This is a genomic window from Georgenia muralis, from assembly GCF_003814705.1.
GTDB classification, from domain to species: domain Bacteria; phylum Actinomycetota; class Actinomycetes; order Actinomycetales; family Actinomycetaceae; genus Georgenia; species Georgenia muralis.
Genome location: NZ_RKRA01000001.1, coordinates 3,959,496 through 3,973,642, shown reverse-complemented (window position 1 = coordinate 3,973,642; position 14,147 = coordinate 3,959,496). Strand labels below are relative to the sequence as shown.

8 protein-coding genes and 1 pseudogene are annotated in these 14,147 nt (G+C 65.4%); 5 read left to right on the top strand and 4 right to left on the bottom strand.

The genetic code is table 11. The features are described from left to right. Positions 1 to 8: 8 nt before the first annotated feature. Positions 9 to 2,078 carry a protein kinase domain-containing protein gene (locus tag EDD32_RS17865; RefSeq protein WP_123919697.1) on the bottom strand — a complete coding sequence of 690 codons (2,070 nt, stop codon included), beginning with the start codon at positions 2,076 to 2,078 and terminating at the stop codon, positions 9 to 11. A gap of 227 nt (positions 2,079 to 2,305) precedes the next feature. Here EDD32_RS17865 and EDD32_RS17860 point away from each other — a divergent pair, with 227 nt between their 5' ends. Both EDD32_RS17860 and EDD32_RS17855 read left to right on the top strand, forming a co-directional pair. After that, entirely contained in the window at positions 2,306 to 3,520 is a 1,215-nt protein-coding gene (locus tag EDD32_RS17860) for an IS110 family RNA-guided transposase (protein ID WP_123914369.1), read from the top strand. A gap of 119 nt (positions 3,521 to 3,639) precedes the next feature. Further along, on the top strand, positions 3,640 to 5,022 hold the full coding sequence (locus tag EDD32_RS17855) for an IS1380 family transposase (protein WP_123914576.1): 1,383 nt from the start codon (positions 3,640 to 3,642) through the stop codon (positions 5,020 to 5,022). Positions 5,023 to 5,383: 361 nt separating this feature from the next. Here EDD32_RS17855 and EDD32_RS17850 read toward each other — a convergent pair whose 3' ends face one another. Together EDD32_RS17850 and EDD32_RS19675 are read right to left on the bottom strand one after the other, a co-directional pair. Further along, positions 5,384 to 7,924 (bottom strand): hypothetical protein, encoded by a 2,541-nt coding sequence (locus EDD32_RS17850; RefSeq protein ID WP_123919695.1) that lies wholly within the window; start codon positions 7,922 to 7,924, stop codon positions 5,384 to 5,386. 271 nt (positions 7,925 to 8,195) lie between these two features. Continuing rightward, positions 8,196 to 8,664: pseudogene (locus EDD32_RS19675) on the bottom strand (SCO6880 family protein); the annotation flags it as partial. Between the two features lie 328 nt (positions 8,665 to 8,992). Between EDD32_RS19675 and EDD32_RS17840 the strand changes: the two are divergent. The 3 genes from EDD32_RS17840 (at position 8,993) to EDD32_RS17830 (ending at position 12,429) form a co-directional block, all read left to right on the top strand. Further along, complete coding sequence (locus EDD32_RS17840) at positions 8,993 to 9,394, top strand: hypothetical protein (RefSeq protein WP_123919693.1); 402 nt, start codon at positions 8,993 to 8,995, stop codon at positions 9,392 to 9,394. 278 nt (positions 9,395 to 9,672) lie between these two features. Further along, positions 9,673 to 11,409, top strand: coding sequence for a DUF2075 domain-containing protein (locus tag EDD32_RS17835; protein ID WP_246006209.1), 1,737 nt, complete (start codon positions 9,673 to 9,675; stop codon positions 11,407 to 11,409). A gap of 111 nt (positions 11,410 to 11,520) precedes the next feature. Next, on the top strand, positions 11,521 to 12,429 hold the full coding sequence (locus tag EDD32_RS17830) for an HNH endonuclease (RefSeq protein WP_123919689.1): 909 nt from the start codon (positions 11,521 to 11,523) through the stop codon (positions 12,427 to 12,429). Here EDD32_RS17830 and EDD32_RS17825 read toward each other — a convergent pair. Then, positions 12,417 to 13,490, bottom strand: a complete 1,074-nt coding sequence (locus EDD32_RS17825) for a DUF932 domain-containing protein (protein WP_170175348.1) — start codon at positions 13,488 to 13,490, stop codon at positions 12,417 to 12,419. The genes EDD32_RS17830 and EDD32_RS17825 overlap by 13 nt on opposite strands. Between the last annotated feature and the right edge of the window lie 657 nt (positions 13,491 to 14,147).

Sequence of the window (14,147 nt, the reverse complement as noted above, 5' to 3'; positions counted from 1 at the left end):
CATTCCGGTCACAGGTTGTTCCACCATCGTGCGATCCGCTGCCCCAGCGACTCCGTCTTTGAAGCGGTGGATTGCTTTGCGCTCGCCAACCCTTTCCGTGCCGTCGCGCCCGACCCAGATTTGGCTGCCGGGAGTCGGACGATTGGCGAGGAGTCGCACCTTGGGTCGGAATGCTTGTGTACCGGGCGGATCGGAATGCTGCGCTGATTGAGCCACTCGATTTCACCAAACGTTATGTATGGATTACCGCATCGCTCGCACAGGCGGGTTTGATCCAACGTTTCGCGCCTAGCACGCTCGGCATCCTTCGCGGCCTTCTCCACCGCTCGCCGTGCGCGGTCGGCTTCCCGCTGGGCTCGCTCTGCCTCCCTCTTGGCGCGATCGGCTTCTTGTAGGTCGGATCTGCGACACGGCCAACAGATCCCGGACTCCAGCGTCTCTGGCTCCCGTGGTTCCCCGCAGTTGTCGCACTTCGGGAGGCACTCATTGCAGGCAGACGGTGTCCGGAATTCCTTGTCGGGGCCATCGCCGACGCTGTACTCGGCGATGAAGTTGTGGCCCCCACACTGCGGACAATCGAGCAACTGTGCACCGCGCTCGGCCTTCCGCCGGATGGGGAAGATCTCTAGTGACTGAGGGTCGACGTCGCGATACTCGAGATTCTTCTTGAAGCCCTCGAACGCATTAATCCACTCCTCAACAGTGACCCGTTTGTCGGGTTGATACCGAGATCCCTCGCGGTGGAAGGAGTTCCAGAAAAGCTCCTTGAGTTGGTACGAGAGGTGGCTCCAGACGTAGAGCCATCGCAAGGGGGGCTGGAGGTCGCGCTCGGACTTCCCGTCGAATCCGTACGGGAAGAGCCCAGACTTGATGTTCTGGACAGTGTCGTCCGAGCCGCTGTTCTCGTACGGAAACGTGCCGGTCATCATGATCATGAAGACCAAGACCGCGATCGCGAAGTACTCGTGCTCGATCGAGCGTAGTCCTTGGACTCCGCCCAAGATTTCTGGAGCGGTGAACTCGTCCCACCCAACTGGACACGGGTAACCCTCAACTTGGACGGAGTCGATGTCGATGATCCAAGCGTCCTTCTGGTTCCCCAGCATGACGTTGTTCGGATTGATGTCGCCGATCAGGATGTTCAGGTCGTGGAGCGACTTCACACGCTTCAGGCACGACAGGCAGACATCGACCAGGTCGCGGCGAGTCCAACCTGGGTAGAGGCGATCGAGTTCCTGAGGAATGAAGATGGTGTCGTTGAGCACATGCGCGTCTTGCGCGCGGCGCATCGTAAAGCCGACGAACTCGCCCTCATAGCTAAGAATCGACTCCGGAAAGCAGACGCCGGGTAGCCACACCTTGTGTTGAACCATGAGTTCAACCTTCTCTTTGCGGTGTGTCGTGACCTTGCCCTTCTTGAAGATCTTCGCGACGAGATGGGGCTCTCCGTCGACCTGGTAGACGCTTCCCTCCTTGCCCCGAGAGATGCGCTCACCGAGCACCAACTGGCCGCTCGACCCGGGGCGTTGGAATGCTGCCTCGTCGCCTTCGCCGGGGAAGCTCCTCACCTCTATCGTCTGGTCAGGCGGCTTGAGTGCAGTCGATGGCGCGAAGGGGCTGGGAGGGGTTTCACGCCTGCGATCGGGCGTCTTCTTTGTCGGAGCCACCCGCCTGGGTTGCTGACGCAGGTCGAAGGCATCTGGCCACTCCTTGAGCACGGCAGACAGTCGGTCGTACTCATCGGCCTTACCGGGCTTCTCGGCGAGGGACTTCTTCTTGTTCATGCCCTTTCTCAGCATGAGAGCAAGGTTCTCAACCTCTACGAGACCATCAGCTGTGGCGGCGCCGGCAAGGTGCGCCTTGCGCTCCTTCTTGCCGAGGAGTCGAACCTCAAGCTTCACGGTGATGTCGGCAGTCAGGAACAGGACTTCCCAGCCCATCTCGGTTGCGACTCGTGCGATGGTGCTGAACTCGGGGTCGGCTTCGAAGTCTTTGATGCCACCGAAGTCGGTCGTTGCGAGACCGTCGCTGACGAGATCCTCAACCAGAGACTTCGCCAGCCTCGCGCGTCCCGCCAACTCAGGGTCCCTCAGCCTCGATCCGTAAGTTCTTGGGTGGCCCGGGAGGGCTGGGTGTGGCTGAGCCTTGATCGCCCGTTGATGGCTCCGATGGATTGGCCGCCCGGTTCCTCCTGGGGCGCCTTGACTGCTGATTGAGATGCGCGTCCTGGTCGCTGTTTACGGATCTGTCGGCGGGGTGTTCCTTCGGGCCATGGCAATCGCTCGTGTGCTCGAAGGAGGAGTTGATGAAGCAACGGATCGCGCCCGGGTGGGCTGGTGTCGACGTCGGTAAGGGTCATCACTGGATCTGCCTGATCGACGAGGCCGGCACCACAGTCTGGTCGACGAAGGTGGTCAACGACGAGGCCGCCATCCTCGACGCGATCGCCGGCGTCCTTGGCCACGCCGACGAGGTCGTCTGGGGAGTAGACGTCACCGGGACCATGTCGGGACTGCTGCTGGCACTGCTGGCAGCCCACGGTCAGCGGGTGAGATACGTCCCCGGCCGCACGGTGAACCAGATGGCCAGCGCCTACCGCGGTGAGGCCAAGACCGACGCCCGCGATGCCTACGTCATCGCCGAGACCCTGCGACACCGCGGCGATCTACAGGACGTCGAGGTCGCCACCGCGCTGGTGACCGAGCTGCGGCTACTGGTGACCCACCGCACCGACCTGGTCGGTGACCGGGTCCGCGTGGTCAACCGGCTCCGCGACGTGCTCAGCGGCTACTTCCCTGCGCTGGAGCGGTCCTTCGACTACGCCCATAGCCGGGGTGCGTTGGTCCTGCTGACGGGCTACCAGACGCCGCAGGCGATCCGCCGGACGGGTGAGTCGCGGTTGCGGGCATGGCTGGTCAAGCGGAAGGTGCGCAGCGCCGACCAGATCGCTGCAGCTGCGCTCGGTGCGGCCAAGGCCCAGCAGACCGTCGTGCCCGGGCAGGATGTGGCGGCCAGCATCGTGGCCGACCTCGCCGCTCAGCTCCTGGCGCTCGGCGCGCGGATCTCCGACCTCGACGCCCGGATCACCACCACCTTCCGCGCGCACCCCCAGGCCGAGATCATCGAGTCCCTGCCCGGCATGGGACCGATCCTCGGTGCCGAGCTGGTAGCCGCCGCAGGGGACCTTGCCGCCTATGCGAACGCCGGACGGCTCGCCTCGGCCGCCGGGCTTGTCCCGGTCCCGCGGGACTCTGGCCGGCGCACCGGGAACCTGCACCGGCCGATGCGCTACTCGCGCAAGCTGCGCAGAGTGTTCTACCTCTCCGCCTCAGCCGCCATGATGCGCGAGGGCCCCAACCGCGACTACTACCTCAAGAAGCGCGGACAAGGCCACGGGCACGTCCAAGCGCTCATCGCCTTGGCGCGCCGACGCGTCGACGTCCTATGGGCCCTGCTCCGCGACAACCGACCCTTCGAACTCGCCCCACCCTCGCGAGAACCGATGGCCCAAACGGCTTGACAAAGTCATTGAGAATCCACCGGTGGGGTGGGCGGGTCGTGACGCACGAGTGCCCTTCTGACCTGGGACGATGGGACTTGTCTAAGGTTCCGCGTCGCAGATAGAAGGGCACTTCGCAGGTGCGAGTCTCTCACAAGGTTTCCACGGATTTTGATGACCCGAATCTGGTGTCGGTGGCGGGTCTGGTCCCGACGATGGCGTTGGCGCGGCGGGCCGGGCTGCATGACCTGGCGGGGCAGCGGGTGAAGGTGCCTGGCGATGCGGGCGCCAATGCCGCGATGAAGGTCCCGGCCCTGGTGGCGGGGATGGTCGCGGGCGCGGACAGCATCGATGACATGGACCTGTTGCGCCACGGCGGCATGGGGAAGGTCTTCGCCGGGCTGCGGGCACCGTCGACGTTGGGCACGCATCTGCGCGCGTATACCCATGGGCATGTGCGCCAGCTCGACTCGGTCGCCGCGGCCGTTCTGGTTGGCCTGGCCGGGGAGGTCCCGGACCTGCTCAAGGGTTCCGAGGAGGTGGCCTACCTCGACGTTGACGACACCATGCGGCAGACCCACGGGTACCAGAAGCAGGGCGTGGCCTACGGGTACAACAAGACCAAGGGCCTCAACGCCCAGCTCGCGGCGGTCTCGACCCCGCTGGCGGCGCCGGTGATCGCCGCCACCCGGCTGCGCCGGGGCAACGTCTCCTCGCCCCACGGGGCGAAGTCGTTGATCACCGAGGCGCTGGGCACCGCACGCCGGGCCGGGGTGAGCGGGCAGATCACCGTGCGGGCCGACAGCGCGTACTACACCCACGCCGTCGTCGCCGCCGCCTCCAGGGGCGGGGCCCGGTTCTCCGTCACCGCCCGGATGGACCCCGCGGTGGTCGCGGCAATCTCCCGGATCCCCGAGACCGACTGGGTGGGGATCAAGTACCCCGCGGCGATCTGGGACCCCGACGAGCAACGGTGGATCTCCGACGCCGAGGTCGCCGAGGTCCCCTTCGTCGCGTTCACCTCCCGCCGGAAGGCCGAGCACGTCACCGCCCGGTTGATCGTGCGCCGGGTCAAGCGCCTGAATCCCAGGTCGGTCCCGGCCGGGCAGGGCGAGATGTTCGCCGCCTACCGCCACCACGCCGTCTTCACCGACACCGAGCTGGCCATGCTCGAGGCCGAGGCCTCCCACCGCGACCACGCGATCATCGAGCAGGTCATCGCCGACCTCAAGGACGGCCCGCTCGCTCACCTCCCCTCCGGGGTCTTCACCGCGAATTCGGCCTGGACCGTGCTCGCGGCCATCGCGTTCAACCTCACCCGCGCCGCCGGCACCCTCGCCTCGACCCGGCACGCCCGAGCCCGGACCGCCACCATCCGCAAGCATCTGATCACCGTCCCGGCCCGTCTCGCGACCTCCGCCCGCCGGCTGCGCCTCCACCTGCCCAAGGACTGGCCCTGGGAGCACCCCTGGCGCGCCCTCAACGACGCCGCCTTCGCTCCACCGCTCGCCCCCGCGGCCTGAGCCGCAGTTCCTGACCGCACGAGGAAACACACCGAAGTGGAAAAGGCCGGGCACACCGGCGACTACCCCACGCCCACCCAGGGGTGAACGGCCCCGACCCGAAATCAATCACCAAAGAATCCGCGTCGGTGGATCGAGGCTCAGTGCTCGCCGGTCCGACGTCTGGCTGGTCAGCTCGTTGAGCACCGCCTTTGGAATGACCAGGGGGTTCGCCGCGAGCGCCTCTGCGCAGTTTACGACCAACTGGGGCACGCCGCCGGCGTAACCCTCCCTGGTCTCCAAGAGCGCAGAGGTGTCAACAACGATCCTGCGATTGTCTGTGAGGTAGTCCCTCGGATCGAGCGCTTCTACGTCGAATGTGTTACGGGCGCCATCCGCCATCGGTGAAAACTCCGTTCGTACTTCCAGGGAGTGGGGTCATCCACGGCTCATCGGAAACCTCGCCTGCACTCGAGTCGGAAGGGGGAACAGCGACGGTCTCCACAGGCGATGAGTCGCTCGGGTGTGACTCGTTCTTTGTTGGCTTCGCGGGAGTGTGCGGGCTTGCACGCTTCGGGGGGACTGCGCGGTGAGGTTGTTCGACCGAACCGTCACTGACGTCCTCGATCGAGGCCTTAATCTGATCAATCAGGTCCTTTTTCTTACCGTCAATCGAAACGCCTGTGTTTTCGCCCAGGATGTAGTCTCGGTACTCCTTGATGAGGCTACGGATGACGAGATGCTTGAAGTTCTCTTCGTCCTTCCGGTAGAGGAAGTCGTTGAAGAAGGAAATGCTCACCGACAGGTACTCGTGAAATCTGTCGTCGTGCTGAAGTAGGGAAGCCCGGATGCTGTCGTTCGCTTTTGTGGCAATACAAGTCAGATAGTCGCTCAGTCTTCCAAGTTGGTGGTCGTAGTTCCCGACCACGCCGAGCACTTCGCGGATGTTCTCCCACTCCGGGTTGTTCGCCCCGGGATTCAGCAAGAAGCTTTCCCGGGGGTTGGCGAGTTCCTTGAGATGATTCGCGATCTGAAGGAAGACGTTGTTGCGGAAGCTGAATTTCACGTCCTTGAGGAGTGCCAGGGCCGAGTCCAGATCGTCGTCCTGGATCGTGCCGCCGAACTCGGCAGCGAGTTTGTCGATCGTGACGTCCGGGTCATCACCGGGAGAAATTTGGAACTTCCGCGCGAGGTCACCCGTGTTGTCGAGGAAGATGTTGATGAGGTCGTCCTTGAACTGTGTGACCTGTTCGTCGTAGAAGACGTCAAGTCCGCCGTATTGAGCGGTGATCTCGCGGCGAATCCGTTGCGCCTCGTCGCGGTACCAGTTGTAGTAGTCTTTCCGGCCGCGCGCGGCGAATTCCCACTCGGCTCGACCCATGAAGAAGCCGTCCTCGATGGACGCACGAGACTCGGCATGGATCCGATTGACGTCCGCGTCGAACGCGACATACCAGTCGCTGTGCTCGTCCGCCTCGTCGTCCAGCTTCTTCTGGAAGGTGTTGTACTCATGGATCAGGTCGCTGGCGATCCGGTCGATCTGCCTAAGAAGGATCTTCTCGGGAATGGGGATCAGTCGCAGGAGTTCCGTCAGCGTGCGGCTCAACTCCGTCAGCGTTCCCCGCACATCGGCCTCGCTGGCTTCGCTGGCAAGCGCGTGTGCTAAGACCTCTTGGTCCATCGTGTGCAGGCGGTCACTGATCCGTCGGAGGAGGGTGTCGAACAGGTCAGCAACCGATGAGTCGTCGATCGCTGTGTACTCGAGGACTTCGATGGGGTCAGAGCTGGCTCTGTTGATCTTGCGCTCAAAGTCGTCTCTGAGTGTTTCAACGGTCGCGCTAAGGCCCTCAGTAACGTTGATACCTGCCGTAATCAGGTCGCCACGCCGTTTGATTCCAGGCTGGATGCGTCGAAGATGGTCGATGTTGCTAGCGATCCCTTGCTTCGCGTAGCCCTCCGCGTCCGTGGGGCGCATGATCGGGAAGATCTGGTCAACGGCGTCCTCAAGGCCGCGCAAGTGCATGTCTGCGACCGAGGCGCCGATCTCGCCCAGCCCAGGCAAGTCAACAAGGCCAATCTTCACACCCTCAAGCCGCGGGAAGTGACAGAAGATTTTCACCGACTTGACCGCGATGTATGAGCGGCTCGAAGGCGTACCCGTGGCCTTCTCTGCGTCGAGGTCTTCTTTGGAGGGGTAGGCGACGTAACTCCGGAGGTCGTCCAGAGCAACTTGCCTGACGCCACCCGTCAGGAGCGATTCGTAGGTGTCGATGCTTCGCTGTGCATCGAGGAGTCTGTTTAGGCTGTCGGTGCTGATCGAGTCAACGTTCGAGCCGAGCGTCTCGGGGAACTTCGCAGTCCGCAGGCCGGCCAAGGTGTTGACTGCGAGCGGGACATCCAGGTGCCCGTTCACGATCTCAAGCAGAGGGTGGATGTACTCGGCGACGAACGTCTTCTGGTCGCGGAACGTGACTTCGGCGCGCTCGTCGGCACTGTTTACGATTTCCGACCGTACGGCGGTAACGGGTAGGCCCTTGCCGGTCGGGATCTGGGTGTCCGTCAGACCAGAGAACTTCTGCAGGGTCGTCGACTTGCCAACGCGTGCCTCGCCCGACACGCCAATGTTCACCGTGTCCCGGCTGAACCGAGCGCGAAGGGCGTTTAGGGTCGCTTCCCGCGCGGAGAAGGAGGAAAGAAGCTGATCAAGGTCGCCCAGGGCACCCTCGATGCGATCGAGCGCATCTTGGTCCTTCTCGATCCCTTTGAGTTCTCGCAGCAGTTCGAGCAGTCGGTCACTATCGCTTCGGCGTCGTGCAGCATCGTCTACCTCCCGCTGAACGGCGGGCAGGAGTCCCTTCCGAGCAGCCACGATGCTGTCGACTCGCTCAACTAGCACTCGCAACTGCTCGCTGTTGATGCTCAAAACGCCTCCCGCTCAGAACTTGGAGTCCAGTCTGGCAGCGGGGTCCAACGAAACTGCGCAACAGAGCCGACGGTGCCTCCTTCGGAGGACGACCTGCGGGTGCAGCGGCCGAGCGAAGTACGCCCGTTAGTTGCCATGACATTCCCTTTGCCCTAGGCAACTCGGTCCACCGGATGGCGTGCGCGTGACAGCCTAGCTAACCGAAGTCTATCTATTCCGCTTGTCCTCGGACGGAGAATCCGCTCTGCCGTGGCGTGCTCCCCGGTGAGGGTCATACACTGCGCCACACCGGGAGCGCTGCCGCGCTGCAGGCTTGGGCCGTGGAGCCTTGAGTCACCTCGTCTCCCAGGAGGCTTCGAGGGCGGCTTGCTCGGTGTCGGCGACAGCCCGTTCCAGCTCGTCGGGCTTTGGGCGCTGACGGCAATCAGGTCGGTATTGCGGCGGATGCCGTTTCCGGCGGTGAGGTCGGCTTCCTGCTGGAGGACGTTCCTTTACTCGGCGGACTGCTAGGCATCCTCGATCTGGCCGATCCGATGCCGCTGGGCGGCACCGGCGGAGATGTAATCCGTCTTCTTCTTGCGGATGTTGCGGGCAGCCTGGTCGGTTCGGATCGGTATGAAGAGCAGCGTGAAGGTGCGTCGTACGCCGGAGGAGAGCAGGACGGTCGCGAGGAAGCCCGGGCAGACGAGCGAGCGTGGCCATTCGCTTATCCAAAGCCCGCATTGGTGGGCGGAGTCGCTGGTCACTGTGGTCACCAGGGGCGAATGCAGTCAGGGAGTCGCTGAAGACCTGGTCTGTGGGTGACCGGAGCATCGAGCTGCCCCCACTTGCCGACGGCACAGCAGAGCTGTGGCGGCGCGTCGCGGGAGGAGAGCCGACGTTGCTCGAGGTCGACGGCCTCGACGAGCCGGACTAGCCCGACAGCGACCTCCCGCTGCTCACGGTGCTGGAGCAGCTCCTCACGCCGCTCCTCGAGGGCGGGTTCGCCCCCACGAGAGACGGTACGACCGCGCCGGAAACCCTGACGGCACGCTCGAGCGCCGCTCGAGTGCCCCGGACGGCGACCCCATGATCACCCTGCTCGCCACCCGCAACCAGGCCGTCGACGACGCCGCCGACATGGCCGACCGGTTGACGAGAAAGCTCTCGCCGCCCGAAGGGCTTCTCGTCGCCTCCACGGTGGACTCGTGGCAGGGGCAGACGAACGGCATCACCATCGCGGTGCACCCGCTCTCGGGTGCCAGCACGCTCGACGCGTTCAACTCGGCGTTCGGACGACTCGCCGTGGCGTGCACGCGAGCCACGCACGGACTCCTCCTGGCCTCCCGCGCCGGGCTCGACGATCTCCTGGCGAATGCGCGAGCACGCCCGGGGAACCCGTTCGGCGAGCCGGGCAACCGATCCCTGCCGCGACAGACGCACGCCCGGATCCTCGCGACGATGACCAGGGCCCGGATCGCAGTCCCATAGCGTCTCCCGGCACGCTGCGCCGCACTTCTCCGATAATGTCGTGACAGCGGTACCGACGGACTTCTGAACCACAGACATGTCCCCTCCGCACGATGATTCGTGCTGCCCGAGGGGAAATCAGTGGTCGGGAACGTCCGTCTGTCCGCGCACCAGCTCAGCGAGAGCGTCCACGGTGATTTCTCCGTGGTCGAGGACGCACTGGAGAACCATCTCCTCATGCACGGCGGCACAGCCTCCCGGTTTTCGCCGCCGACCTGACGGCCGCGGGTCTCGGCGACGTGGAGGTCGTCCTCGAGCACCGGCTACCGCTGTCGAACAAGCGGATCGACGTCCTCCTGGCCGGGCTGCACCCGGAGACGGGCCGTCCCAGCTACGTCCTTGTCGAGCTCAAGCAGTGGGGCGGCGCGACGCGCTGGCAGGACAGCGACACCCTCGTGGACGTCGCCGGGGCTCCCTACCGGCCGTCCCTGCACCCCTCTCTCCAGGTCGCCGCGTACGGCGAGTACCTCCGCGACTTCCTCGTCGTCCTGCAGGACGAGCCCGACCAGCTCGCGTCGGTCGCCTACCTGCACAACGCCACGGACCACCTTGTCGAGGACCTCTGGCCGACGGCGGAAGTCAGCAACGCCCCGATGTTCACCGGGCAGGGACGCGAGCATTTCCGTGAGTACCTCCGCACCTACCTCGCCCCGTCGTCCGGATTCTCGGCGGCCGACTCCCTCCTTTCCTCGCCGGTCCGGCCCTCCAAGCAGCTCCTCGAGCACGCTGCCGCCGAGATCCAGGACCGTGAGCAGTTCGTGCTCCTGGACGAGCAGCGCGTCGCCTACGAGCTGATCCTCCAGGCGGTGGAAGAAGCGCGACGCGAGAACAGCAAGACGGCGATCGTCGTCAGCGGCGCACCCGGCAGCGGCAAGAGCGTCATTGCCCTCTCCGTCCTCGGCGAGCTGGCGCGGCGAGGCTACCCGGTGGTGCACGCGACCGGTTCGAAGTCCTTCACCCAGACCATGCGCCAGGTCGCGGGTAAGGGCTCCACCCGGACGAAGAACCTGTTCAAGTACTTCAACTCGTTCATCGGCGCAGAGGCGGACGGTCTCGACGTGGTCGTGCTCGACGAAGCCCACCGCATCCGGGAGAAGTCGGTCAACCGCTACACGCCCAAGGCGCTGCGCGACCAGGCCCGCCCGCAGGTGGAGGAGCTGCTCGACGCCGCTCGGGTGCCGGTCTTCCTCCTCGACGAGCACCAGGTGGTACGGCCGGGGGAGATGGGCACGATCCCGGACATTAAGGCCCACGCGGCCAGCCGAGGCATCACCGTCCGGCAGGTCGACCTCGCCGGCCAGTTCCGCGCCGGAGGCAGCGACACCTATCTCGACTGGGTACACGCGCTGCTGGGACTCAGCACGGAAGCGCCGCACGCCGCAGGCCAGCCGGCAGCGTGGCACGACGAGTCGACCTTCTCCGTGGAGGTCGTGGACTCCGTCGAGGAGATGGAGGCCAGGCTCAGGACCCGGGTGGATGCCGGTGAGAACGCCCGGATGACCGCGGGCTTCTGCTGGCCGTGGAGCGACCCGAACAAGGACGGATCGCTCGTCCGCGACGTGCGGGTCGGCTCGTGGAGCCGGCCGTGGAACCTCAAGAGCGAGCGCGCCGTCGGCGGCGCCCCGCCCGCCTCGCTCTGGGCCTCCGATCCGGCCGGCTTTGAGCAGGTGGGGTGCGTCTACACCGCTCAGGGCTTCGAGTACGCCTGGAACGGTGTCATCCTCGGCCCAGACCTCGTCTGGCGGCGGGACCACTGGGTGGCCCGCCGCGAGTTCAACAAGGACCCGGACTTTCGCTCCCGTGCGGCGGTGGACAACCCGACCTTCGACCGGCTGGTCCGGCACGTCTACAAGGTCCTACTCACCCGCGGCCTGCGCGGGACGCTCCTCTACTCCGTCGACGAGGAGACCCAGGCGATGCTGCGTGACCGCGTGAACCCCGCGCGGGTCACTACCGAGGTACTCACCGCCTCCTGACAGTCCTCAGCGGAGCGACACCCCTGATCAACCACAAAACACAGCACGCGGCCCGACAGGCTTCCGGCTCCCGGACACGCCTCCACCCGCAACACGCGGACGAGGAATGCCATGACGAGCTGGGTGCTCACCATTGCTGAGGACTACCCGAACCACTGGGAAATCGCCAAGGAGAACGGGCTGTGGGACATGACCACACACCGCCCGATCGAGCGCGCGGATCGTGTCTACTTCTGGGTGACAGGCGGTATGGGATTTGTCGGCCGCGTGCTTGTGACACGTGGTGCGCATGCCCTCGCCGACAATGCTGTGTTGCCCTGGACGGACCAGGGTAAACGAGAGTACGTATCCCGATTCGAATTTGCGCAGGCCGAGGACTACGGCGCGGAGCCCGTTAGTTGGACCGCGGTCGCCAAAGTCACGGGGTGGGCACGCCGACCGGACTACGCCTCAGCGACGCCACGCCAGGACTCCGCTGCGGAAACGTGGCTCAGCTCGCTCTTCACGACGACGGAGGACGACGCCGAACGCGCCTTCGCCACCGCCGAGAGCGCCGCGGCCAAACTGGCGGATCTCAAGGAGGACACCCGCGAGCGGGCGCTCGCCGAGATCGCCGTCCGCCGCGGGCAGGGGAAGTTCCGCACGTCGCTGCTGGCCGCGTACGGGCGGCGGTGCGCCGTCACCGGGACGACCGAGGAGGCCGTGCTCGAGGCCGCCCACATCTCCCCGTACCGCGGCACGCACACGAACCTCGTAGCGAACGGTCTCCTGCTGCGGTCCGACATCCACACCCTCTTCGACCTGCACCTCCTCACGGTGCGCCCGCACGACGGAAGCTACGTCGTGCGGGTGGCACCCTCGGTGGCGGAGCAGCACTACCGCGACCTTGACGGGCACCCGCTCCAGCACCTGCCGCACGACGTCACGGCGAGACCGTCCGCGGAGGCGCTCGCCAACCACAACCAGGGCTGCGCGTGGTTGACCGGTCGAATCGGACCGACCGTCGACTACGCGCGCTGAGCGGCTCCAGCGAGGGTGTCGAGCCTGCCCATGTCAGCGGTGCTCCGGGCGCGCCTGCGTCGCTGCTTGTACTGCTCGGGCGCGAAGCGGTTCCACGCCTTCTGACGCACGGCGGCGATGTCTCCGGTGATAGCGGATTCCGCAGAGCCGGGGGCCGCCGGGTTCTTCGGCTTGCTCCACTCGGACCACTCGGAGATCGCGTTGAATGCGCCCCACGCGGTGTTGCGTCCGAGGTCCTGCGTGGGTGCGTCACGGAAGAAGTAGGCAAGGCCCTTCCGGTCGAGCATGCGGTTCTCCCACTGCTTGGGGCTGGCGTGGGGCGGCATGGGGATGAACTCCCGTGCCACGATGTCGTCAAACTCCGCGTCAGTGACCCTGTTCTTCAACATCTCCTCCGCCGCGGCGACGATGTCGAGACCGCCCGCCATTGTGATGCCCAGCATCTGGCGCGCCTCGGCCGCCGAGGGCGCCTGGCCGGGGCGGTGCTGCACCCTGTATCGCGACCGCGCCTCACGTAGCGCCAGGGTGAGCGTATTCTGACACACCACCCGCACGGGTGTGGGGATCGCAGTGAACGCGGACTGACCGTCATGGCTCGTGGTCACGGCGAGGTAGAGGTCTATCTGGTCGTGACCGGCCACCACGACGCTCTCCGGCACCCGCATCGTCACGAAGACCCGCGCGCCGCCGTGGAGGGAGCCGGCAGTCTCGAACGTGGCATCACCGTCTTCCACCAGATCGGTGAGGAAGCTGAAGGCTTCCTCGTTCTGGATGACCTGGTAGTCGGTACCGACGACCCCAAGCGCGTCGAAGGAGCCCTCGGGAGCACCCGGGGTCCGTCGTACCGTGGCACGGTGCTTGGGGAGTGCCACCGGCTGACCGTCGGGTCCGGTAGTGAAGACCGGCCTCATCGTCACGTCCCAGTTGTCGAGCCCCGCGAGGCGAAGAGCGTGCTCCGCCCGGACGGCGTCGTCCGTGACCGTGCCCAGCCGGTGCCACGCTGGCGTCCGCGCACCGTAGAACGCGGCTCGACCGTCCTGGAATATCTCGATGTCGTCCACTCGGTCTGCCTTTCGTGTGGCGCATCGCCACAATTCGCGGGACCGACGAGAAAAACTCGACGGCGAACGTGTCGTTCCTGGCCAGACCATATTGGTGCGTACCGACATTCCGGGTTGAATGGCGAGAGGGGGCGACGGCGCCACATAGGGTTTCCAGCACGGGTGACTCGCGGACACCCACGAACGGCCGAGGCTCCGTCCGAAATCATGGCAAGATCGAACGCCTTGGCCCACGTTGGTGGCGCCAGCGGCGAGTGGGGGCAGGGAACCGGATGGAGTCGGCGTCGACCAGGTGGGTCAACCTCGGTGAACCCGCCTCGCCGGCCGAGGCCGCACCCCTCGCGCGCTTCCGCGAGATACTGCCCGAAGGCGCCGCCTTCGCCTGGTCAACCTCACCTTCATCGACACCTCCGGAACGAATCGAAGGCCTCCCGGCTGCTCCCGATCGGCCGGGAAAGAGCGGATTCGCTTGTGTTGTCGAGGAAATCTCCTCGCTGACACCTCCGACTCTAACCGGTCAGTGATGGCCTGTAACGGGTCGATCTGGAGGGTAAGTGGAGGGCGAGCGCATCGAGCGATCTAGATGTACTCGGCCAGGAGGTTGGTGACACTCCGGGCCGGTTGTTGACGAAGCGAAGACCTCTGGGTGGCGGTGGG

Coding starts and splice junctions, on each gene's coding strand:
- EDD32_RS17860 (WP_123914369.1), top strand. CDS start 2,306: ATGAAGCAACGGATCGCGCCCGGGTGGGCTGGTGTCGACGTCGGTAAG.
- EDD32_RS17840 (WP_123919693.1), top strand. CDS start 8,993: ATGATCACCCTGCTCGCCACCCGCAACCAGGCCGTCGACGACGCCGCC.
- EDD32_RS17830 (WP_123919689.1), top strand. CDS start 11,521: ATGACGAGCTGGGTGCTCACCATTGCTGAGGACTACCCGAACCACTGG.